Origin of the sequence: Caballeronia sp. NCF2 (genome assembly GCF_023631205.1) — a bacterium.
Lineage (GTDB): Bacteria > Pseudomonadota > Gammaproteobacteria > Burkholderiales > Burkholderiaceae > Caballeronia > Caballeronia zhejiangensis.
Genome location: NZ_JALQDN010000064.1, coordinates 401,089 through 422,749, shown reverse-complemented (window position 1 = coordinate 422,749; position 21,661 = coordinate 401,089). Strand labels below are relative to the sequence as shown.

Genomic DNA, 21,661 nt, shown 5'->3' with positions numbered 1-21,661 from the left:
TCGCCGATAGCGCGCACACCGAACCTCGCGCAATAACACTTCCGCCGACCACACGATGAAGACCTTTCACTGCAATCGCTGCAACCAGCTCGTGTTCTTCGAGAACACGCATTGCGAAAACTGCGGCGCGCGGCTCGGCTATGTGCCCGAGATCAGTCAGATCAGCGCCTTCGAAGAAAACGGGGACGGTCGCTGGCGCAGCCTGCATCCGCTCGCCAAAGATCTCCTCTATCGGCCGTGCCATAACTACGTGGTCGAAAATGTCTGCAACTGGGTCGTTCCTGCGCCCGACGTCGATCCGACCGACCCGCTGTGCTGCTCGTGCCAATTGACGAGCACCATTCCCAACCTCTCGAATCCGGAAAACCGCGTCTACTGGTATCGCATCGAAGCCGCGAAGCGCCGCCTGCTGTACACGTTTTCCGAGTTGGGCCTGCCCGTGAAGTCGCGTCAGGAAGATCCCGAGCGCGGCCTCGAATTCCAGTTTCTCGAAGCCGATGCGCAAGGCCATGGCGTAATGACGGGCCATAACAACGGCATCATCACGCTCAACATCGCTGAAGCTGACGATGCTCATCGCGAGAAAACGCGCTCTGCGCTTCACGAGCCGTATCGCACCTTGCTCGGTCATTTCCGTCATGAATCCGGGCACTACTTCTTTGATCGCCTGATCGCGGACACCGCTCGCATCGCACCGTTTCGCACTGCATTCGGCGACGAACAAGCCGACTACGCCGCCGCACTCGACCGCCATTACCAGGAAGGTCCGCCCGCTCAATGGGAAGACAACTTCATCAGTGCCTACGCCACGATGCATCCGTGGGAAGACTGGGCGGAGACCTGGGCGCATTATCTGCATATCGTCGACACGCTCGATACCGCCGTATCGTGCGGCCTCGTGCTCGTGCCCGATAGTCCGCACGAGCCGACGCTTACCGATCAGACGCCCGTCGACGAAACCACGTTTGATAACCTCATGAAACGCTGGTTTCCACTCACTTATGTCCTGAATAGCCTGAATCGCAGCCTCGGCATGCCCGACGGCTATCCGTTCACGCTCGCGCCGCCTGTCATCGACAAGCTCCGCTTCGTGCATCGTGTCGTCGCGGGGGCGGCCAAGCGCTGAACGCACGCGCTCAGCCTTTGCTTTGCGACTGCGACTGCGTTTGCGATTGCATCGGCGGTTCCGGCGCGATCGGCAACAGAAAGTCGCGGCTCACACGGCCTGCGAGATCGTTCACGCGCGCGAGGAAATCCACGAGATAAGCGTGCAATCCGCCTTTCAGGATGTCGACGATGCGCCCGTTCTTCAGTTCCGAACTCAATTGCGCGGCGAGCCTCGCCGCTTCCGTATCCCGCCCTTTCGTCACGTGGCCGATCAACTGCTCCACTTCTGCGATGCTCGCTGCAAGGGAACGCGGCCAGTCGCCATAAAGAATCAGCAGCCCCGCCACGCGTTCGGGCGTAATGACATCGCGATAAACGCGGCGATACACCTCGAAACCCGATACCGAACCGAGCACCGCCACCCAATGGTGATAATCGAACGGCTGTGCGGAAGTATCCGCGCGCTGTTCCATCATTTCAAACTTGACGTCGAGAATGCGCGCTGTATTGTCCGCCCGTTCGATGAAAGTGCCGAGACGCATGAAATAGAACGCATCGTCCTTTACGAGCGTGCCGAGCTGCACGCCGCGCGAAAGATGCGAGCGGAACTTCACCCATTCGAAGAACGTATAGGGTTCGCGCTCGAGAATGCCGTCGGCAAGCATGCGCTGACAGTCGAGCCACGTCGTGTTGAGCGATTCCCATAACTCGCTGTTGGTCGAACTGCGCACGGCCCGCGCATTTTCGCGTGCAGCACGCAAACAACTGACGATGGACGAAGGATTCGACAGATCGCGCGCCATGAAGTCGATCACGTCGCGGCTTTTCATGCCGTGATGCGCGGCTGAATAAATTCCGCTCAATTCCGATATCGACAACATCGCGCGCCATCCCAGTTCCGCATACTCATCGGACTGCGGCAAAAGCGAGAGCTGATAGTTCGCATCGAGCATCCGGGCGGTGTTTTCGGCGCGTTCGGTATAGCGCGCCATCCAGAAGAGATGATCCGCGGTACGGCTCAGCATGGGTGATCCCGGTTGTTTGTCGTTGTCTTTGGTGACGCAGCGCTTTATTTATGACTGACCTCAGCGCTCGAGTACCCACGTATCTTTTGTGCCTCCGCCTTGCGATGAATTCACGACGAGCGAACCTTCCCGCAATGCAACCCGCGTCAGGCCTCCCGGCACCATTCGCACTTCAGTGCCCGATAGCACGAACGGACGCAGATCGATGTGACGCGGCGCGATTCCTGTCTCCACATATGTCGGACAGGTGGAAAGTGCGAGCGTCGGCTGCGCGATGTACTTCTCCGGATGCGCTTCGAGCACAGCACGAAACTCGGCAATCTGCGCCGCGGTCGAAGCCGGGCCGACCAGCATGCCGTAACCGCCCGCGCCATGCGTCTCCTTTACGACGAGTTCGGGAAGATGGTCGAGCACATACTTCAGATCATCCGGCTTGCGGCACATCCACGTCGGCACATTGTTGAGAATCGGCTCTTCGCCGAGATAAAAGCGCACCATGTCCGGCACATACGGATAGATCGATTTATCGTCCGCGATGCCCGTCCCCACCGCGTTGCATAACGAGACGTTACCCGCGCGGTATGCACCGATCAGACCCGGCACGCCGAGCGCGGAATCCGGCCGGAACACGAGCGGGTCGAGAAAGTCATCGTCGATGCGGCGATAGATCACGTCGACGCGCTGCGGCCCTTGTGTCGTACGCATATACAGATAATCGTTCTCGACAAAGAGATCCTGCCCTTCGACGAGTTCGACACCCATCTGCTGCGCCAGAAACGCGTGCTCGAAATAAGCCGAGTTATACATCCCCGGTGTCATCACGACGATGGTCGGATTTTCGACTGCCGCGGGCGCGGCCGCGCGCAAGGTATCGAGCAGCAAGTCCGGATAGTGCGCCACCGGCGCCACGCGATTGCGCGCGAATAGATCGGGAAATAGCCGCATCATCATCTTGCGGTTCTCGAGCATGTACGAAACGCCCGATGGCACGCGCAAGTTATCTTCGAGCACATAAAACTCACCCTGCCCGGCTCGCACGATATCGATGCCCGCGATGTGCGCGTAAATATCGCGCGCAACATCGACGCCACGCATCTCGGGACGATATTGAGCGTTGCCGAGTATCTGCGCCTCGGGAATGATGCCCGCGCGAATGATGTCCTGCTGATGATAGATATCATGGATGAAGCGGTTGAGCGCGTTCACGCGCTGCCGCAGGCCGCGCTCCAACGCGCGCCATTCATCGGCGGGGAAGATGCGCGGAATGACATCGAATGGAATCGTGCGCTCCGGAATGATGCCGGGCAGATCGCTCGTTCCGTAGACCGCGAAGGTTATGCCGACACGCCTGAAGTTGAGATCCGCTTCGGCGCGTTTGAGATCGATCTGCTGCTCGCTTTGAGCGGAAAGCCAGGCCATGAAATCGCGGTAATGCGAGCGTGGATCACCCACGCCGCGAAATGCCACCGCCGGCAACCCGCGCGCCTCCAGATCGCTGCGCTCGAACATCTCGTTGAAGAATGCTTGCGTCATAGCCGGTCTTCCAAATGAAGTGCATGCCGGGGCGTCGATTCCCCTTCGCTCGTATTCCTGGTTGCACTCGCAAACGCTTGAAGAGCCCGAAAGACGCGACGTACCCGACCGCATGGTACGTCGATAGGCGACCTCGAAGCGCGATGCTCACTTATCCGTCACACCATTGCTGTGTGAAGCATCGATTGCGCGGGCAGCCCAGTGCCGATGCAGAAAAAGCAACTTCGATGCCAATGATTAAAGCGGTTCGCCTCCTTATATAAAGCACGCTTCGAATACGCCGTCGTCGCGATCTTTTGCACCAAAACAGCGCATCGCTGCCGGACAATGCACGTGCGTTGGATGAACTTCATGCTGCATCGAGGTGCGCGAATGACAGAGGCTTCCTACGGCGCCGGTATGATAAGCGTCTTACTGCACGTCAATCACGCTTATGAACACGCCCTCTGAAGCAACACCCCGTCCCGCACTGCGCGAACTCACGCCGCTTGAAGCCCGCGTGCTCGGCGTGCTCGTCGAGAAACAGCATACCGTGCCTGACACCTATCCTCTTTCGTTGAATTCCCTAACCGCGGGATGCAATCAGAAGACCGCACGCGCCCCGGTGATGAGCGTAAGCGAGGACGAAGTGCTGACGACGATCGATGGCCTTAAACGCCTGAGTCTCGTCATCGAAGGCAGCAGCAGCCGTGTGCCGCGCTTCGAACATAACGTGAACCGCGTGCTCGGCGTGCCGAGTCAGTCAGTCGCGCTACTTGCCACGCTATTCCTGCGGGGCCCGCAAACCGCGGCGGAGTTGCGCGCGAACAGTGCGCGGCTGCATTCGTTCGCGGATATATCATCGGTCGAGAGCTTTCTGGATGAACTCGCCGCGAATGATCCGCCGCGTGTTGTGAAGCTGCCGCGCACACCGGGCGAGCGCGAAAGCCGCTGGATGCATCTGCTTTGCGGCGAAGTAAGCTTGAGCGATATGCCTTCGCGCGAAACTCAAGGCGGCGAATCTTATTCCCTTTCCGAATTCGAAGCGTTGAAGTCCGAGCAAAAGCGCCTTGCTCATGAAGTCACGCAATTGCGCGCAATGGTTCAGCAAATGGCAAGCGAACTGGGCATCACGCTCGATCAATCGTCGCCCGATGCCTGAACGATGGAAGCGCCGCTGATTCCGGCATCGCTCGTGTTCCGTGACGGAACCCCGTATTCGCCGCGTCACGACGACATCTATCACAGCGCGGCGGGCGCGCTGGCTCAGGCGCGCCATGTCTTTCTCGATGGCAATGACTTGCCCGCGCGCTGGCGCGGCAAGCATGGCTTCACGGTGCTCGAGACCGGCTTCGGCATGGGCATCAATTTCCTTGCGACGTGGGCCGCGTGGCTCGACGATGCACATCGGCCGCCGACGCTCGAATACGTATCGATAGAAAAGCATCCATTCCGCGCAGACGATCTACGCGCGGCGCACGCGGCGATCATCGACGATGCCGCTATCGCGCCACTGGCCGACGCGCTCATTCGCGCATGGCCTCTGCTCGAAGGCGGCGTGCATCGGCGAACGTTCGTTGCCGGCGCGGTCAGGTTGACGCTTGGCTATGGCGACGCCGCCGACTTCTTGCCACGCCTGGCCGATCATGGCGTTGCAGCGGACGCCATCTATCTCGACGGCTTTGCGCCAGCCAAGAATCCGGACATGTGGACGCCCGCCGTATTCGCTTCGCTGGCGCGCATGGCAAAAGACGACGCAACCTTCGCCACGTTCACCAGCGCGGGCATTGTCAAACGCGCACTCATCGAAAGCGGATTCGAATATCGCAAGCTTGCAGGCTTCGGCGGCAAGCGCGCGATGCTCGCCGGCATGCGAGCGAGTTCTCCGCGCGTCATAACTTCGTAAGCATAGATCGCGCTTTTTGAAGGCATGAAATGACCAAAGCTATCGGCGATTCGTCGAATTCGGCAGACGCGGAAAGCCTTGCGTAAGCATCGATTGGCACAAGCCCTTTCCATCTCTTAGGCGTCCGGCAATAAAAGCGAATTAGTTGGATAATGCGCAGCCGTTCGCGGCGCGGCGCTCACTCCCATCGGCAGAACATTCGCGGAGGCCGCGCGCCGGCAAGTTCTTATCAGCGCCGATTCACGAGGAGAATAGCTTTGGAATCCGATAACGATGCGCCCCGTGGCCCATGGCTTTGGGTTGCGCTTTTGATACCCTACGTCGCACTGCTTTGGCTGCCGTTCTATAACGACACACGGCCTTCCTTCGCGGGCTTTCCGTTTTTCTATTGGTATCAGTTCTTGTGGGTGCCGCTCACTTCGCTCCTGCTTTACATCGTGCACAGGGGCCTGAAATGAACGATCTCACGCCAGTCGATCCGGTCGCGATGACCATCTTCATCGCGTTCTTCGTGCTCGTGACCGTCGTCGGCTTCTTCGCCGCGCGCTGGAAGCGAGGCGATCTCACACAGCTTCACGAATGGGGCCTCGGCGGCCGCCAGTTCGGCGTATTGATTTCATGGTTTCTCGTCGGCGGCGATTTCTATACGGCCTATACCGTGATTGCCGTCCCAGCACTTGTGTATTCGGTCGGCGCGTATGGCTTCTTTGCACTGCCCTATACGATCATCGTCTATCCGTTCGTGTTTGCGGTGATGCCCAAGCTGTGGAAGATCGCCCATGCGAAAAATCACATCACGGGCGCAGATTACGTGCAGGGCGAATACGGCGGCAAATGGTTTCCTGCTGCGGTGGCGATCACGGGCATCGTCGCAACGATGCCCTATATCGCGCTTCAGCTCGTCGGCATGCAAGTTGTCATCAAGGGCCTCGGCGTGACGGGCGAACTGCCGCTCATCATCGCATTCGTGATTCTTGCGCTTTATACCTATACGAGCGGGCTGCGCGCCCCCGCGATGATCGCCTTCGTGAAGGACATCATGATCTATATCGTCGTGATCGCGGCGGTATGGCTGATTCCTTTGAAGCTGGGCGGTTACGCGCATGTATTCGATTCGGCCGATCAATACTTCAAGGCGAAAGGTGGCCCGACGGGCATCATTCTCAAGCCGGGACAATTCACGGCTTATGCATCGCTCGCGCTCGGCTCCGCGCTCGCCGCATTCATGTATCCACATACGATGACGGCGGTGCTCTCGTCTTCATCCGCGATGACGGTGCGCAAGAACGCCATCTTCCTCCCAGCCTATACGCTGCTTCTGGGCTTGATCGCGCTGCTGGGCTATATGGCGATCGCGGCGGGCGTGCATGTGAAGTCGGCATCGGATGTCGTGCCGGCGTTGTTCGGCACGCTGTTTCCCTCGTGGTTCGTGGGCTTCGCGGCTGCGGCTATCGCGATCAGCGCACTCGTGCCGGCGGCGATCATGTCGATCGGCGCAGCGAATCTGTTCACCCGTAACTTGTGGCGTCCACTCGTATCGCCTGACATGTCATCCACGGCTGAAGCATCGACGGCGAAGCTCGTATCGCTCGTCGTGAAATTCGGCGCGTTGCTATTCATCGTGTTCCTGCCGACACAGTATGCGATCGACCTGCAGTTGCTCGGCGGCGTATGGATTCTGCAGATATTCCCGGCCATCGTGTTCACGCTCTATACGCGCCGATTGACCACGCCCGGCCTATCTCTGGGTTGGCTGTTCGGTATCGTGCTGGGCACCGGTCTCGCGATCTCGCAAGGCCTCAAGCCGGTTTATGTCGTCCATCTCGGTGATGCTTCGTGGCCGGTCTATATCGGCCTGATTGCACTCGTCGTGAATGTCATCGTCACGTATCTCGTATCGCTCGTCACTCGGCGCAGCCTAGTGCCCGCTGCTTAAAAACTCGCGCTTTAACGATGCCTGGTGCCTTATCGCGCCGGGCATCGTTTATCAAGGCAGTGATACCATCAGCGTCGGACCCTTTCCTCGACGCAACGCGTGTCATGAACGCTAGCGAAAACACTCCAATGTCGTCTTCGATCGCGAACTCGGTTTTCGCGCAAGACAAGCTCTCTATCGGCATCACGCTGCCGATCACGCGCGATAACGATAGCGTCGTCGACTACAGCGAACAGCTATCGCTGGCGCGGCTGGCCGACCGGCTCGGCTTTCGTGCGCTCTGGGTCCGCGACGTGCCGCTCAATAGTATCGAGTATCCCGATCCGGTCGGACATCTCGACCCTTGGGTGCTGCTCGGCGCGCTGGCATCGAACACGGAACGCATTGCGCTCATCAGCGGCGCAATCGTGTTGACGCTCAGACATCCCCTTCATGTCGCCAAAGGCGCAATCTCCGTCGACGCCCTGTCTCGGCAACGCTTCATACTGGGCGTCGGTTCAGGCGATCGTCCACCGGAATACGCCGCGTTCGGCCGCGATCCGGATACACGGCGCGATCTGTACAGGCAACATTGGGAAACGCTCGCCGCTGCCGTCACCGTGCCCTCTCGCGTGATCCCCGATCATGCACCTGGAGGCGCGCCCGACTTCTATCTTTTGCCTCGCCATAACACTTCCATTCCAATGCTCGCCGTCGGTTCGGGCGGTCAGAGCGTCGACTGGATTGCGCGTCATTCGCTTGGCTGGATGACTTATCATCGCGAGCCGCAAGCTCAGCGCGGGCGATATAGCATGTGGCGTGCTGCGGTCGATCGCGCGGCGTCCGGCGCTTTTCGTGCATTCGGCGTCGCAATGCGGCTCGATCTCAGCGAAGATGCGAACGAACCCGCTGTCGACATATCGCTCGGCTATCGCACGGGACGTCGCGCGCTCGTTGCGCTCTTGCGCGAGATGCGCGAGAACGGAACGCATCATGTGACGCTCAACATCACATCGGAACGACGAGCCGCGCGCGATATCATCGAAGAAGTCGCCGCACATGTTCTTCCCGAGTTTCATTGCTGAATCCGTCTGCCATTCACGACATAGCCATGACCGCACTCGACGCAAAGTCCGTCTCAACGCCCGATAAGGATATTGTTTCGCTCGAAGCTATCGCGCTGACTCGAGCAATTCATGCGCGCGACGTCTCGTGCGTCGAAGTGATGAACGCCTATCTAGCGCAAATCGATCGCTTCAATCCTGTCGTGAATGCGATCGTTGCGATGCAAGATCGCGATGCACTACGCTCTCTCGCCGCCGAGCGCGATGCACAGCTATCCCGCGGAGAGAGCCTTGGACCTCTGCATGGCTTTCCACAAGCGCCCAAAGATATCCTTCCCGTCGCGGGAATGGTCACGACGAAAGGCTCTCCTCTCTATGCAGGCGAACTTTCGAAGATGGACGCCGTCATCTTCGAGCGCATGCGCAACGCGGGCGCAATATTCATTGGCCGCACTAATTCGCCGGAATTCGGCTTGGGCGGACATACCTATAACCCGGTGTACGGGACCACGCGCAACGCCTTCGACCAATCGCGTTCGGGGGGCGGAAGCAGCGGCGGCGCGGCGGTTTCCGTCGCGGTGCACATGCTGCCCTTCGCGGACGGCACCGACATGATGGGCTCACTGCGCACGCCCGCTGCATTCAATAACGTCTTCGGCTTTCGCACGACGCCAGGATGCGTGCCGTATGCGCCAAGCGACGACGTCTTCTTCCAGCAATTCAGCGTCGCCGGGCCGATCGCGCGAACCATTCCCGATCTGGGACTATTGTTGTCGGTACAGGCCGGCTTCGACGTCCGCGCGCCTCTTTCACGCAGAAACGACAAGCCCGCCGACTTCGCGAACGCGCTCGAGCGCGATGTGCGCGGCACGCGTATTGGCTGGCTCGGCGACCTGAACGGACATCTGCCGATGGAAGCGGGGTTGATGGAGACGTATTTATCGGCGCTGCGTCACTTCGAAACGGCGGGCTGCATCGTGGAGGCTGCCGATATCGACTTTGATCTCGACTGTCTATGGAAAGCCTGGATCGATTTGCGCAGCCTTACCTTCTCCGGCACCAATGCGCCGCTTTATCGCGACGCCGCCAAGAGAAAGTTGCTCAAACCGGAAGCGGTATGGGAGATTGAACGAGGTCTGAAGTTATCGGGAGAAGATGCGTCCCGTGCAATTCGCGATCGGACGGCCTGGTATCAGGCAATCAATGCGCTATTCGATCGTTTCGACTATCTCGTGTTGCCTTCGGCGCAGGTCTTTCCGTTTGATGCGGACTTGGACTGGCCGCATGTTATCGACGGCCGCGAGATGAATACCTATCATCGCTGGATGGAGACCGTCGTTCCGGCGACGATGGCATCGCTGCCCGCGCTAAGCGCGCCAGCCGGATTGGGTGCCGGCGGCTTGCCGGCCGGATTGCAAATCATTGGACCGACGCAAGGCGATCTTGGCGTATTGCAGATCGGGCTTGCTTATGATCGGGCAAGCGGTTTTTCCCGCGTGCGCAGTCCTTTGCTCGCCTAAGCCTTCCCTTACCTTTAGGCAGCGGCGTTCCGTGCACTCTTTCTTTTGCGCGCGCCGTTCTTGCTGGCAGCACCATTGATCAGATACACGCTGCGGTCAGGTGCATCCTTGATCCAAGCGGGCGGACGAGCATGTCCGCTCCAGGTGGCGCCCGATTCCGGGTCGCGATATTTCGGCGGCAACTTGGACTTGGTCGCTCCTTTTCTGGAAACGGCCGATTGACCAGAACCCGCAGGACGGCCGCGTGTTTTTCGCGTGCCTGAACCGGCCTTGGCGAGATCGGCAATGGTCAAGCCGAACTCGTCCATCATTGCCCGAATTTTGGCGATGACCTCGATCGACTTTCTTTCCCGCAATACATCCGCGCGACGCTGCAATTTCTGAATCTGGCTTTCCAACTGTGCCAATGTGGCCATAACTCCTCCCATAGATTTCTGCAAGCGGCGAATGGAATGAGCAATGTAATGCGTCCGCGCGACGCACGATTGCCATCCTTTGCAGATCTTATATGGATAACGCCCAAGCCAAGCGCTCTTGCAAGAAAAACGCAGATGTCGTTAGCGCGCTCGCAGATACACCTGAACTTGAACGAGCTTGGTCATCGTCCGCTCATCAGACGATACGCGATATCGCATCCCTTTGAATCATCAAGGCAGTTCGCGCATGGCCACAGACGCTTGCTTCGCGCACGCGTCTCGCGGACGAAAGCCGATCACTCGGAAACGAGGCTCGCTTCCTGTTCATCCGGAGTGAGCGCAAGCGCCAGAATCATTGCGCCGCTATTGAGCGGGACCGAACTGCCGACACGCCTCGGCCTATAAACAGGCTGTCCGCGCCTGATCGCCTGACCGCTCAAGGCACACGTTCCGCGCTTGCGGGCAGTGCAAAGGGCCCAGACCTGCTCCGAGTAATTGAACGACGTGGGATCGTGCCAGGATAGCGAGAGCGTCGATTCGCTCAAGCGCTCCAGCACGCGAATATTGACGCAATGCCCGTCGGTGGATCCGATGCATGCGGTCTTGCCTTGGACATTCCGTACGAGCGGTCGTGTCATCAGTGAGAGCTTCTCGTTCGCTTCCGAAGGGCGGTTCGGAAGGCTGTCGAGCATTGCCAGGGTACGGCTCCAGGGATCCATCAACGATGGATGCTTCATGTTCCGCTCCTGCTGGCGACAACGCCCGCCGCAACAGAAGCCGCGTAGACGTTGCCGGTGAAGTTCCGGGAATGCGCCGCACGCCCCGCTTGCTGATGCGGTGTGCCGCGCCGCTTCGGATGATCGTTCCTAGAGTAGTACACCTGAGCATGCTTTTCTTTTCATTTTTCATGGACATTCATGGACAACCGCGCCAGTCTTGCCGGTATGGGATCTCGCGCGGCGTCGAATCCCGCAGGTTGCACCTCAGACTACTCCGCAAATCTTTAACGTCGGTGAACGCCGAATACGAACGTTCGATTCATTCATATGAAGTTTGTCCCCCGCGTTGGAACCGCCTTGAAGCGAAAAACGCCTGCTTCTGGCCGTTTGCGCACGTTTCGCGCTCATTCGAGGATTCGCGAGTTCACCAAATTCTGACACAATAAAATTCAGCGAAACGTATCTCTCCTGCCGAACCATGACGAGCAAGCTCCTGATCCATGCCACTATTTCGGCGGACCGCGCCTCCGTCAGCTTCGTCGCGTTCTCTCGCGAGCAGGCCATTCAATGCAACATCACGCGCAAGGCGTTGGAACAGTGCTTTTGGGCACCGACAGGAGCAAGCGACGAGCGCTTGCTAAAAGCCCTGAGCGATGGTTATGAGCGCATCAGTGCACGTGTGCATCGCAAATTCCTCGCGCATCCATCCAGTTCGATTCACCTGGATGTCATCGATTTTTCTTCCTGACCCATACAGTCACTGCGTCGCCTTGCGCATCTTCGTCACGTCCGATGCCTGCACAGCCGGCGTGCCGTTGTTCCACGCGCCCCGGATGAAAGTAAGTACGTCCGCGATCTGCTGATCGTTCAGCACGGGTGCATAGCGCGGCATCGGGTAAGGCGCGGGCACGCCGCCGATAACCAGATCGCCGGTGCCGTTCAGCGTCACGTTGATCAGCGACGATGCATCCTTTTCCAGAACGTTTGGATTGCCCGCGAGCGGCGCAAGCATGGGTGCGAAGCCACGGCCGTCCGCACCATGACAATGCAAGCAATAGGCGGTATAGACCCGCGCTCCCGAATCCGATGCGGCCGGACGCGACAAGGACACTTTCGTCGCTTTGGGATCATATGAATAGCGCGGTCCACCATTGCCCCCCGACGCGGGCAACGACTTCAAATAGCGCGCCATCGCGGCAAGATCGTCGTCACTCAACATCTGCGTGCTGTTGTTGACGACGCTCGTCATCGAGCCGAATGCAGACGCGTGCGCGTTCGCGCCCGTCTTGAGAAAGCTGGCAATGTCCTGCTCCGACCAGCGCCCGAGGCCGGTATTGTGCTCGCCCGTCAGGTTGGAAGCGAACCAGTTATCGAGCAAGCCGCCCGTCAAATAGGCGCTATTGCTTTCGTCGAGTCCTTTTTCCTGAAATGCGATGCCCCGCGGCGTGTGGCATGAGCCGCAATGTCCGAGTCCCTGAATGAGATAAGCGCCACGATTCCACGCGACATCCTTTCCGGATTTGTTCTGATAAACGCCCTTTTCCAGAAAGACCGCGTTCCATAGCTTAAGCGGCCAGCGCATATTGAGCGGCCATTTCATGTCCGGCTCACGATTGGCCTGCTTGACGGGTGTGACGCCATGCATGAAATACGCGTAAAGCGCATGCATGTCCTCGTCGTTTATCTTTGCATAAGAAGGGTAAGGCATCGCCGGATAAAGGTTATGCCCATCCTTCGCAACGCCTTCGCGCAAGGCGCGCGCGAAGTCCTCTTCCGTGTAGCGGCCGATTCCCGTGTCCGGATCGGGCGTGATATTGGTCGTATAGATCGCGCCCAACGGCGTCATCATCGGCAAACCGCCTGCGAGCGGCTTGCCCTTTTGAGTCGAGTGACAAGCGACGCAATCGCCTGCTCGCGCGAGATAGGCGCCACGCGTGACGAGTGCATCGTCGGCTGCATGAGCCGAGGACGCCAATGCAAACAGCATCGCAAAGAGAGGCTTGAATGCGTTCTTCATGACGGGCTCCTCAGGCGCTACGCAATTGATCGCCTACGGGCAAGCGCCTCAATCGCTTGCCCGTTGCGGCATGGATCGCATTCGTGATAGCCGGCGCAAGCGCCGCTGTGCCTGGTTCGCCGATGCCGCCAGGAGCTTCCGTGCTTTTGACGATATGCACCTCCACCGGCGGCGTTTCGTGAATGCGCAGCATTCGATAGTCGGTGAAATTGCTTTGTTCGACGCGTCCGTCCTTGATCGTGATTTCGCTATAGAGCGCGGCGGTAATGCCGAATATGATGCCGCCCTGCACTTGCGCTTCAACCGTATTGGGATTGACGACCATGCCGCAATCGACGGCGCACACGATGCGATTCACCTTCACCTCGCCGTCTTTGTCGACAGCGACATCCGCGACGATGGCGAAGAAACTGCCGAATGCGTGCATCACCGAAACGCCGCGCCCTTGTCCCTGCGGCACGGATTGCTGTCCCCAGCCCGCCGCCTGCGTCGCGACATCGAGCACGTTGCGTGCGCGCGGCGACTTGCCAAGCAGATCTCGCCGATACTTGACGGGGTCGACTTTCGCCTGCACGGCCAATTCGTCGATAAAGCTTTCCACGACGAACGTGCCACGCGTCGGTCCCACGCCGCGCCAGAATGCGGTGGGCACGTCATGCGGTTCGAGCCGCACATAGTCGACGAGCTGATTGGGCAAGTCGTACGGAAGATCGGATGCCACTTCGACGGCATCGGGATCGACCCCATCCTTTACTGCCGGCGGCGCAAAACGCGCGAGCACAGACGACCCGACGATGCGATGCGTCCATGCAACCGGCTTGCCGTTGGCATCGAGTCCCGCAGATAACTTGTCGTAATAGCACGGCCGATACATGTCGTGCTGAATGTCTTCCTCGCGCGACCACGTTACTTTGACCGGAACGCCGAGCGCCTTGCCGATCTTGAGCGCCTGCGTGGCCATGTCGAATTCGAGCCGCCTGCCGAAGCCGCCGCCGAGCAAATGGTTATGCACATGAATCTTTTCCGCAGGCAATCCAGTCGCTTTCATTCCGGCATCGCGGATACGCGTGGGCACTTGCGTGCCAAGCCAAATATCGCAACCGTCCGGGCGCACGTGCACCGTGCAGTTGATCGGCTCCATCGTCGCATGCGCGAGAAACGGCTGAACGTACACCGCATCGACGCGCGTCTTCGCATTGGAAAACGCATTGTCGGCATTCCCTTCCTTACGCGCCACCGCGCCCGTGCGCTGCGATGCATTGGCCATGTCGTCGACGATCTGCTTCGTCGATACGTTGGCGCTCGCGCCTTCGTTCCATTGAATCTGCAAGGCAGCCGCGCCGCGTTTGGCGGCCCACGTATGATCGCCGATCACCGCGACGCCATTGTCGAACTTTACGATCTGACGCACGCCGGGAATCTTCTTCGCATTGCTGTCGTCGACGGATGCGAGCGTTCCGCCGAACACGGGGCAATTCACGATCGCTGCATACACCATGTCGGGTAAGCGCACATCGAGACCGAACATTGCAGTGCCATCGACCTTCTCTGGCGAATCGAGCCTTTTCGCCGGCGTGCCGACGATCTTGAAGTTATTCGGATCCTTTAATTTGATGTCTTGCGGAACGGGCAATTTCGCGGCCGCTTCGGCGAGCTCGCCATAACTCGCGCTACGTTCTCCCGATGCATGCATAACCTTGCCGCCTTGCGCCTGGCAAGACGATGGATCGCATTTCCATTCCTGCGCCGCCGCCGCGACGAGCATCATGCGTGCGGCCGCGCCCGCTTTGCGTAACGGCTCCCACGCATAGCGCACGGACGTCGAACCGCCTGTCAATTGACCGCCCAACAGCGGGTCCGTGAAAAGTTTTTCGTTCGGCGGCGCATGATCGATCGTGACGCTATCGAGCGGCACTTCGAGCTCCTCGGCTATCAACATGGGCAACGCGGTATAGACGCCTTGTCCCATTTCGACCTTCGGCATGATGAGCACGACCTTGCCGCTCTTGTCGATCTGCACGAACGCATTCGGTGCGAATACGCCTTCTTGCGCGGACTCGACGCCATCGCCTCCGATAACCGACTTGCCTTTGCCCTGATCCTGGCTCGCGGCCGGCAAGCTGAAGCCGATCAGCAATCCGCCGCTTGCAGCGACGCCGGCGGTCACGCCGAACTTCAGAAACGTGCGGCGCGCCAATCCCGCGCGAGCCGCATGACGCCCCGCCTCGATCAATCCTTGCGACATGTCACGCCTCCTTTGCGGCCTGCTTGATGGCGGCGCGAATGCGGTGATAAGTGCCGCAGCGGCAGATGTTGCCCGCCATCGCGGCATCGATATCGGAGTCGTTGGGATCGGAGACTGTCGCGAGCAATGCCGCGGCGGACATGACTTGTCCAGACTGACAGTACCCGCATTGCACGACATCGAGCGAACGCCAGGCCGCTTGCACTTTCTTGCCGGCGGGTGTTTCGCCGATGCCTTCGATCGTCGTCACCTTGCGATCGCCAACGGCGGCAATCGGTAAAACGCATGAACGAACCGCGACGCCATCGAGATGAACGGTACACGCACCGCATTGCGCAATGCCGCAGCCGAATTTGGTTCCTGTGAGTCCTACGATGTCGCGCAATACCCAGAGAAGCGGCATGTCGGGTGGCGCATCGACCGAATGGTTCTGGCCGTTAATGGAAAGCGTGGTCATGAGCGCTCCGGCTTTTGAGTGGTTTCAGCGGATATCGCAAATAGCCGACTGTGTGGGGCGCCAGTCGGTTTTAGGCATCGGGATTGTAGCGCCGCTTTAAAAATCGAGCTTGGATCGCGTAGCGCTTGCGGATAGCGTCGCTAATACGCATCGATTTGGTGCGCGGCCTTGAAGTAGTTCTTTGATTGCCTAAAACTCCGACTGCTCGCTTATTTGATTCTTTTGCGCTGGCCTGGGCTCGGATTCGAAGTGGATAAGCGCAAAGGACAGTTAGTTGCATCGCTAATCGATTGATACCGATTAATACCTTCGCCTAGCGTCGGCATCGTTTCGTTCAATAAAGCTCGCAAGCGCGCGACTCGCCTGAGATCGCGGTGATAACCAACCATACGTCTCTTCCGGCTGGCGCTACACCAACATCGAAGCGCTTGAGGCGCGCATCGGCATCGCCTAACGGACACGGCAATACCGCATAGCCGGCACTCGATGCGCACATCGTTGCCTGCGCATCGCGATTGTTGCTGCCGAAAACGATCTTCGCTTTAGGCGAAACACGCTCCTCGCTGCCGCGCCGAACGTACCGCTTCGCGCAGTCGCGAGAAAGATTCGCACGTCGCTCCATTCGAGATTTAATCAAGCCCCATCTAAACAATGACGACGATGAGACGCGATTCAATTCTCACTCAGCGCGCATCGTAGGGCTATTAGCAACGCGACATGTCGTTCGTCTTTACTCTTGAATCAACGAGACGAACGATAAAGGTGACGTCATGGCGTCCCAGACAGAACTCAAGCGCTTTACCTCCAATCTCGCGGACGAACTCGACAGCGCCGCGCTCTACGACACGCTCGCACGAGCGGAAAAGCAGGACGACAAGCGGCGCGTCTATGCCGAGCTGGCCGAAGCGGAGCGCCGTCATGCGGACATATGGGCCGCGAAATTGCGCGCGAATGGCGTGTCCGTTCGAACGCATCGCATCAGCGCAAAAACGCGGATCATGCGTACGCTCGCACGCGCGTTCGGACCGGACTTCGTGTTGCGCTCGGTCGCCGCAAACGAAATGGCCGATCGCGATAAATATGCCGGCCAACCCGATGCCGCGCAGATGTCGGCGGAAGAGCGGCATCACGCGGATATCGTGCAGGAAGTCGCGAGTCGCAGCAAAGGGCTGAGTAAAGGCGGTGCGATCGCAGCGGCCGAGTCGTGGCATCGCGGCGTCGCATCGGGCAACGATTTACGTGCCGCAGTGCTCGGCGCGAACGATGGCCTCGTGTCGAACTTTTGCCTCATCATGGGCGTCGCGGGTGCAGGCAGCGATAGCAAAACGGTCCTGCTCACGGCGTTCGCGGGACTCATCGCGGGCGCGGCATCGATGGCGCTCGGCGAATGGCTCTCTGTCACGAATGCGCGCGAACTCGCGCGCACGCAAATCGCGCGGGAGAAGGACGAGCTCGATCATATGCCCGACGCGGAGCGGCATGAGCTCGCGCTCATCTATCAGGCAAAGGGCATCGATGCAGCCGAAGCGAAACGCGTCGCCGCGCAAATCATGCGCGACAAGGACAAGGCGCTCGACACGCTGACGCGCGAAGAACTCGGCCTCGATCCGCGCGAGTTGGGCGGCAATCCCTGGACGGCCGCGCTCGCATCGTTCACGTTGTTCGCCGTGGGCGCGATCATTCCGGCCATCGCCTTTCTTTGGGCAAGCGGTACGGAAGGCATCGTGCAATGCATCGTTTTGAGCGGACTCGGGCTTGCGGGCATCGGCGTGTTCACGTCGCTGTTCAATGGACGCGGCGCGCTGTTTTCCGCTGTGCGACAAGCGTTGATCGGAATGATCGCGGCCGCTTGCACATATGGAATCGGCAAGTTGCTGGGCGTGTCGCTTTCGTGAACGATGCGCCATGCAATGCAACGCATGGCGCATGGTTTTCACATCATCAGATCCTGAACGACCCGAACGTCTCCGGCGCGAACGCATGCATCGGAATCGCGACGCGCACGCCGGCAGTCGTTACGGCTTGAGCAGCACCTTGATCGAATCGAGCGAATTCGCGATCCTGATGGCTTCGTCCCACTCGTCGAGCGTGAAGCCATGCGTGACGATGCCCTTCGACGTGACGAGTCCGCGCGCGAGCAGATCGATCGCGATCGGATAGCAATACGGTCCGAGATGCGCGCCGCGCACGTCGAGCTCCTTGCGATCCCCGATGATCGACCAGTCGACGGTTGTATCCGCGCCGAACACGGAGAACTCGACGAAGCGGCCGAGCTTGCGAATCAGCTCCAGTCCTTGCGTAACGCCCGCAGGAACGCCGGTCGTTTCGATATATACGTCGCAGCCATAGCGATCGGTGATCGAGCGAATCGTTTCGAGCGCATCGTCGGTCTTCGGGTTGATCGTGATGTCCGCGCCGTACTCGCGCGCCAACGCGAGCCGCTCTTCGACGAGATCGATCACGACGAGCTTCTTCGGCGTCTTCAGATGCGCGACTTGCGTCATCATCAGACCGAGTGGCCCCGCGCCCGCGATCACAACGACATCGCTCAACTGGATATCGCCGCGATTTACCGTATGGATCGCGCACGCAAGCGGCTCGATGATCGCCGCATCTTCCAGTGAAATGCCGTCCGGAATCTTATGCACGATCGCCGTCGGCGGAAAGCGCATGTATTCGGCCATGCCGCCATCGGCGACTTCGCGCTGGAAGCCGAAGATGTTATGCACTTCGCACATCCAGTACTCGCCCGACTTGCAATAGCGGCATTTCGCACAAGGCACGATTTGCTCGGCAATCACGCGATCGCCCTTCTTCACGCCAAAATGTTCTTCCGCGCCCTCGCCCAGTTCTTCGACATAACCGAAGAACTCGTGTCCCGGAATGACCGGCGCCTTGACCCACGGATTCGGGCCGCCCCAGAACATCTTCGCGCCCGACCAGCATTTGCAATCGCTCGCGCAAATGCCGCATGCCGCAATGCGGATCACGAGTTCGTTTCTCGCCGCGCTCGGGCGTTGCACGCGTTCGACGCGATAGTCTTTCGGCGCGCGGCATACGATCGCGGTCATCTGTGAATCGGTCATTACAAGTCTCCGGTGTCGTTGATTGAATCGCGAAGCTAATCTCAGCGCGCCTGAAATCCGCCATCGACCAACAGGCTCACGCCGCTGACCATGCTCGAATCGTCGGAAAGCAGATAGGCAATCGTGCGCGCGACTTCCACCGGCTCCACGAAGCGGTTCATCGGAATGCGCGCAAGCATCGGTTCGGATTTGGCGGGATCGCTCCACGCTCTTTCACCCATCGGGGTCATCGTGACGGTCGGGAGCACCGCGTTCACGCGTATGCCGTGCGGGCCGAGCTCGTTGGCCATGACGCGCGTCATCGCGTCGAGTCCGCCTTTCGATGCGCAATACGACGCGTGCAGCGCGAAGCCCACATTCGCCGACAGGCTCGATACGTTCACGATCGAACCGCCCGCGCCACGCGCGATCATGTTCTTCGCGCACTCTTGCGCGACGATCATCGCTGCGCGCACGTTGACGTTCATCGTCAGATCGAAGGCTTCGACGGTCGTATCGAGAAACGGCTCCAACACCGCGATGCCCGCGTTGTTCACGAGCAGATCGACGGGCTGAACGGCGCGCGCCGCTTCGCGTGCGGCGTCGGCATCGGCGAGATCGGCGGCAATGATCTCGCAACCCGTCTCCTTCTTCAGCAGATCGAGATCGGCTGCGCTGCGGCTCAATGCAATGACACGCGCGCCACGCTCGATCAGCAGATGAACCGTTGCATGGCCGATGCCCTTGCCCGCCCCCGTGACGAGCACGGTCTTGCCCGCGAATTCGCGATTTCTGTCGATGGTCGTCATGGTGTCGTCTTCAGGGCTCGTCGCACAGGCGTCTTGCGGTGTCCTCGTCGGTCACGAGCACGGATGGATAACGCCCGCGCAATGCCGCGCGCGTGACATGAAATTTCTTCTTGCCGCCGCTCACGAGAATCACGCGTTTGATCTTGCGCAGGTCGTCCAGCGTGATCGCAACGGTGCGTCGATTCAACGGATGATCGATCAGCTCCCCGTCTTCATCCATGAAGTGGCCGAGCATGTCGCCGACCGCGCCCGCCTTCTGCAACGTGCGCAATTGCTCCGGATTGTCGATGCCGTATGTCACGACGAGCGATTCCGTCAGATCGCCGCACGTCAGCAAGGCGAGATCGGCACTGCGCGCGAGTTCATAGGTCTCGCGCACGGTTTCTTCCTGCAGGATCACGTCGCGCGCTTTCTGGCTGCTCACGTAGATCGGCGCGGCGAACAGATAACTGTCGGCGCGGCAGATGTTCGCGAAGTCCGACACGATATCGAACGTATTGATACTCGGGCAATGCGACAGCCCGCCCTGCAGCGACACCGCCGACACCGCGCCGTACGTGCGCTGCGGCAGCGCGCGCAACACGGCGCGGATCGTGCGGCCCCAGCCGAGGCCGATAGTTTGCCCTGCAACTATCTGCCTCGCGAAGTACGACGCCGCGCCGATGCCGAGCGCCGCATTGTTCGCCTCGTTGTTCGCGCCGCTCGGCACGACCACCGCGCATTCGAGGCCGAAGCGTTTCGCGAGCGCTTCTTCCAGCGCGACGCATGGCACGATCTTGCTATTGATCGTGATCTGCACGAGGCCGGACTCGCGGCTCGCCGCAAGCAGCCGGTTCACGCGCACGCGATTGCTGCCGATGCGCTGCGCGATTTCCTGCTGCGTCAGATTGCCGACGTAGTAATGCCACGCGACGCGCGCCTGCAGTTCTTCTTCCGAATCGATGGAATCGTCCGCTTCCGCGATGGCGATGGGCGGTGCGCTCTTGCTCATGTTGTCCTGTTGTTCAATGAAAGGCCGCGCGATTTTATTTCACCGCGCCCATCGTGAGCCCTTGCACCAATCGCCCGGACACGGCCAGCGCGAACACGACCATGGGCAGCACGATCAGCGTGCCCGTCGCCATGATCTCGCCCCAGGGCAATTCATAACCGCTCATGTAGCTCGTCGCCGCAACCGGCGAGGTAATCGCGTCGCTGCGCGTGAGCACGAGCGCATAGAGCAGATCGTTCCACGAGAAGATGAACGCGAAGATCGCCGATACGACGATGCCCGGCATCGCGAGCGGCAGATTGATGCGCCAGAACACGCGCCACGGCGATGCGCCATCGAGACGCGCGGCTTCGTCGAGCTCGACGGGAATGTTGCGGAACTGGTCCGTGCAGATCCATACGACGATGGGCAGCGAGAACGTCAGATACAGCAGGATCAGCACGATATGCGTATCGACGAGATCGAGCTTCGTCGCGATCAGAAAGAACGGCACCGCGAGCACGACGGGGCTCACCATGCGGTTCGAGATGAACCAGAACCAGAGGTCTTCCTTGCCGCGAAATTCGTAGCGCGCGAGCGCATAAGCGGCTGGCGTGCCAAGCAGGATAGCGAGGACGGTCGTGCTGCTCGCGATGATGAGCGAGTTCAGCAGACTACTCGCGACGTCATGTTCGAACAGTGCTGCCGAGTAGTGATGAAACGTCGGCGAGAACAGCCATTTCGGCGGATACGCGAGCGCATCGGCCTGACTCTTGAGGCTCGTCGTGACCATCCAGTAGAACGGAAACACCGACGACATGAACACTACGACGAGGCCCAGAAAGTGCCATACAGTAGCGCGTTTTCTTGCCGCGCGTGCGCGCTTTGCGCGTTGCGTGCCTTGCATGCCTATC

19 protein-coding genes and 1 pseudogene are annotated in these 21,661 nt (G+C 59.6%); 9 read left to right on the top strand and 11 right to left on the bottom strand.

What is annotated here, in order from left to right:
• Positions 1-55 precede the first annotated feature (55 nt).
• Positions 56-1,126 carry a zinc-binding metallopeptidase family protein gene (locus NCS02_RS25020; RefSeq protein ID WP_250503594.1) on the top strand — a complete coding sequence of 357 codons (1,071 nt, stop codon included), beginning with the start codon at positions 56-58 and terminating at the stop codon, positions 1,124-1,126.
• Between the two features lie 10 nt (positions 1,127-1,136).
• Here NCS02_RS25020 and NCS02_RS25015 read toward each other — a convergent pair whose 3' ends face one another.
• Together NCS02_RS25015 and NCS02_RS25010 are read right to left on the bottom strand one after the other, a co-directional pair.
• Complete coding sequence (locus NCS02_RS25015) at positions 1,137-2,132, bottom strand: alpha-E domain-containing protein (RefSeq protein WP_250436408.1); 996 nt, start codon at positions 2,130-2,132, stop codon at positions 1,137-1,139.
• Positions 2,133-2,192: 60 nt separating this feature from the next.
• Positions 2,193-3,665, bottom strand: coding sequence for a circularly permuted type 2 ATP-grasp protein (locus tag NCS02_RS25010; RefSeq protein ID WP_250440888.1), 1,473 nt, complete (start codon positions 3,663-3,665; stop codon positions 2,193-2,195).
• Positions 3,666-4,098: 433 nt separating this feature from the next.
• Here NCS02_RS25010 and NCS02_RS25005 point away from each other — a divergent pair, with 433 nt between their 5' ends.
• The 6 genes and pseudogenes from NCS02_RS25005 (at position 4,099) to NCS02_RS24980 (ending at position 10,049) form a co-directional block, all read left to right on the top strand.
• The gene (locus tag NCS02_RS25005) at positions 4,099-4,806 is read left to right on the top strand and encodes a YceH family protein (RefSeq protein WP_250457206.1); all 708 of its coding nucleotides are present in this window, start codon (positions 4,099-4,101) and stop codon (positions 4,804-4,806) included.
• A gap of 3 nt (positions 4,807-4,809) precedes the next feature.
• A pseudogene (gene mnmC2 / locus NCS02_RS25000) lies at positions 4,810-5,538 on the top strand (tRNA (5-methylaminomethyl-2-thiouridine)(34)-methyltransferase MnmC2); the annotation flags it as partial.
• A 269-nt stretch (positions 5,539-5,807) separates the two neighbouring features.
• Complete coding sequence (locus NCS02_RS24995) at positions 5,808-6,008, top strand: DUF3311 domain-containing protein (protein WP_309780095.1); 201 nt, start codon at positions 5,808-5,810, stop codon at positions 6,006-6,008.
• On the top strand, positions 6,005-7,486 hold the full coding sequence (gene mctP / locus NCS02_RS24990) for a monocarboxylate uptake permease MctP (RefSeq protein WP_175980636.1): 1,482 nt from the start codon (positions 6,005-6,007) through the stop codon (positions 7,484-7,486). The genes NCS02_RS24995 and mctP overlap by 4 nt, the downstream gene beginning before the upstream one ends.
• A gap of 128 nt (positions 7,487-7,614) precedes the next feature.
• Positions 7,615-8,550, top strand: coding sequence for an LLM class oxidoreductase (locus NCS02_RS24985; protein WP_250503593.1), 936 nt, complete (start codon positions 7,615-7,617; stop codon positions 8,548-8,550).
• A 26-nt stretch (positions 8,551-8,576) separates the two neighbouring features.
• Positions 8,577-10,049, top strand: coding sequence for an amidase (locus tag NCS02_RS24980; RefSeq protein WP_250503661.1), 1,473 nt, complete (start codon positions 8,577-8,579; stop codon positions 10,047-10,049).
• A 14-nt stretch (positions 10,050-10,063) separates the two neighbouring features.
• On the opposite strand, the gene NCS02_RS24975 is transcribed toward NCS02_RS24980, so the two are convergent.
• Together NCS02_RS24975 and NCS02_RS24970 are read right to left on the bottom strand one after the other, a co-directional pair.
• Entirely contained in the window at positions 10,064-10,465 is a 402-nt protein-coding gene (locus tag NCS02_RS24975) for an H-NS histone family protein (RefSeq protein ID WP_250440886.1), read from the bottom strand.
• A 296-nt stretch (positions 10,466-10,761) separates the two neighbouring features.
• Positions 10,762-11,202, bottom strand: a complete 441-nt coding sequence (locus NCS02_RS24970; RefSeq protein WP_250503592.1) for a DUF3331 domain-containing protein — start codon at positions 11,200-11,202, stop codon at positions 10,762-10,764.
• 460 nt (positions 11,203-11,662) lie between these two features.
• On the opposite strand from NCS02_RS24970, the gene NCS02_RS24965 reads away from it, so the two are divergent.
• Complete coding sequence (locus NCS02_RS24965) at positions 11,663-11,932, top strand: DUF1488 family protein (protein ID WP_008347794.1); 270 nt, start codon at positions 11,663-11,665, stop codon at positions 11,930-11,932.
• A 9-nt stretch (positions 11,933-11,941) separates the two neighbouring features.
• On the opposite strand, the gene NCS02_RS24960 is transcribed toward NCS02_RS24965, so the two are convergent.
• Genes NCS02_RS24960 through NCS02_RS24950 form a run of 3 tightly spaced genes read right to left on the bottom strand, consistent with a single transcriptional unit; the run spans position 11,942 to position 15,903 of the window.
• Positions 11,942-13,201 carry a c-type cytochrome gene (locus tag NCS02_RS24960; RefSeq protein WP_008347792.1) on the bottom strand — a complete coding sequence of 420 codons (1,260 nt, stop codon included), beginning with the start codon at positions 13,199-13,201 and terminating at the stop codon, positions 11,942-11,944.
• A gap of 10 nt (positions 13,202-13,211) precedes the next feature.
• Complete coding sequence (locus NCS02_RS24955; RefSeq protein WP_250523321.1) at positions 13,212-15,446, bottom strand: xanthine dehydrogenase family protein molybdopterin-binding subunit; 2,235 nt, start codon at positions 15,444-15,446, stop codon at positions 13,212-13,214.
• A gap of 1 nt (position 15,447) precedes the next feature.
• Complete coding sequence (locus tag NCS02_RS24950; protein WP_008347788.1) at positions 15,448-15,903, bottom strand: (2Fe-2S)-binding protein; 456 nt, start codon at positions 15,901-15,903, stop codon at positions 15,448-15,450.
• A gap of 770 nt (positions 15,904-16,673) precedes the next feature.
• On the opposite strand from NCS02_RS24950, the gene NCS02_RS24945 reads away from it, so the two are divergent.
• A complete protein-coding gene (locus NCS02_RS24945; protein ID WP_008347784.1) occupies positions 16,674-17,798 on the top strand; it encodes a VIT1/CCC1 transporter family protein in 1,125 nt (374 codons plus the stop codon).
• 120 nt (positions 17,799-17,918) lie between these two features.
• Here the strand turns inward: NCS02_RS24945 and NCS02_RS24940 are convergent, their stop codons facing one another.
• From NCS02_RS24940 to NCS02_RS24925, 4 genes are read right to left on the bottom strand one after another with little or no spacing between them, the layout of a single operon-like run.
• Positions 17,919-18,989, bottom strand: a complete 1,071-nt coding sequence (locus tag NCS02_RS24940) for an alcohol dehydrogenase catalytic domain-containing protein (protein ID WP_250440884.1) — start codon at positions 18,987-18,989, stop codon at positions 17,919-17,921.
• A gap of 41 nt (positions 18,990-19,030) precedes the next feature.
• Positions 19,031-19,777 carry an SDR family oxidoreductase gene (locus tag NCS02_RS24935; RefSeq protein WP_008347780.1) on the bottom strand — a complete coding sequence of 249 codons (747 nt, stop codon included), beginning with the start codon at positions 19,775-19,777 and terminating at the stop codon, positions 19,031-19,033.
• 10 nt (positions 19,778-19,787) lie between these two features.
• Positions 19,788-20,768 (bottom strand): sugar-binding transcriptional regulator, encoded by a 981-nt coding sequence (locus tag NCS02_RS24930; protein ID WP_008347778.1) that lies wholly within the window; start codon positions 20,766-20,768, stop codon positions 19,788-19,790.
• 34 nt (positions 20,769-20,802) lie between these two features.
• Positions 20,803-21,654 carry a carbohydrate ABC transporter permease gene (locus NCS02_RS24925; RefSeq protein ID WP_008347776.1) on the bottom strand — a complete coding sequence of 284 codons (852 nt, stop codon included), beginning with the start codon at positions 21,652-21,654 and terminating at the stop codon, positions 20,803-20,805.
• Between the last annotated feature and the right edge of the window lie 7 nt (positions 21,655-21,661).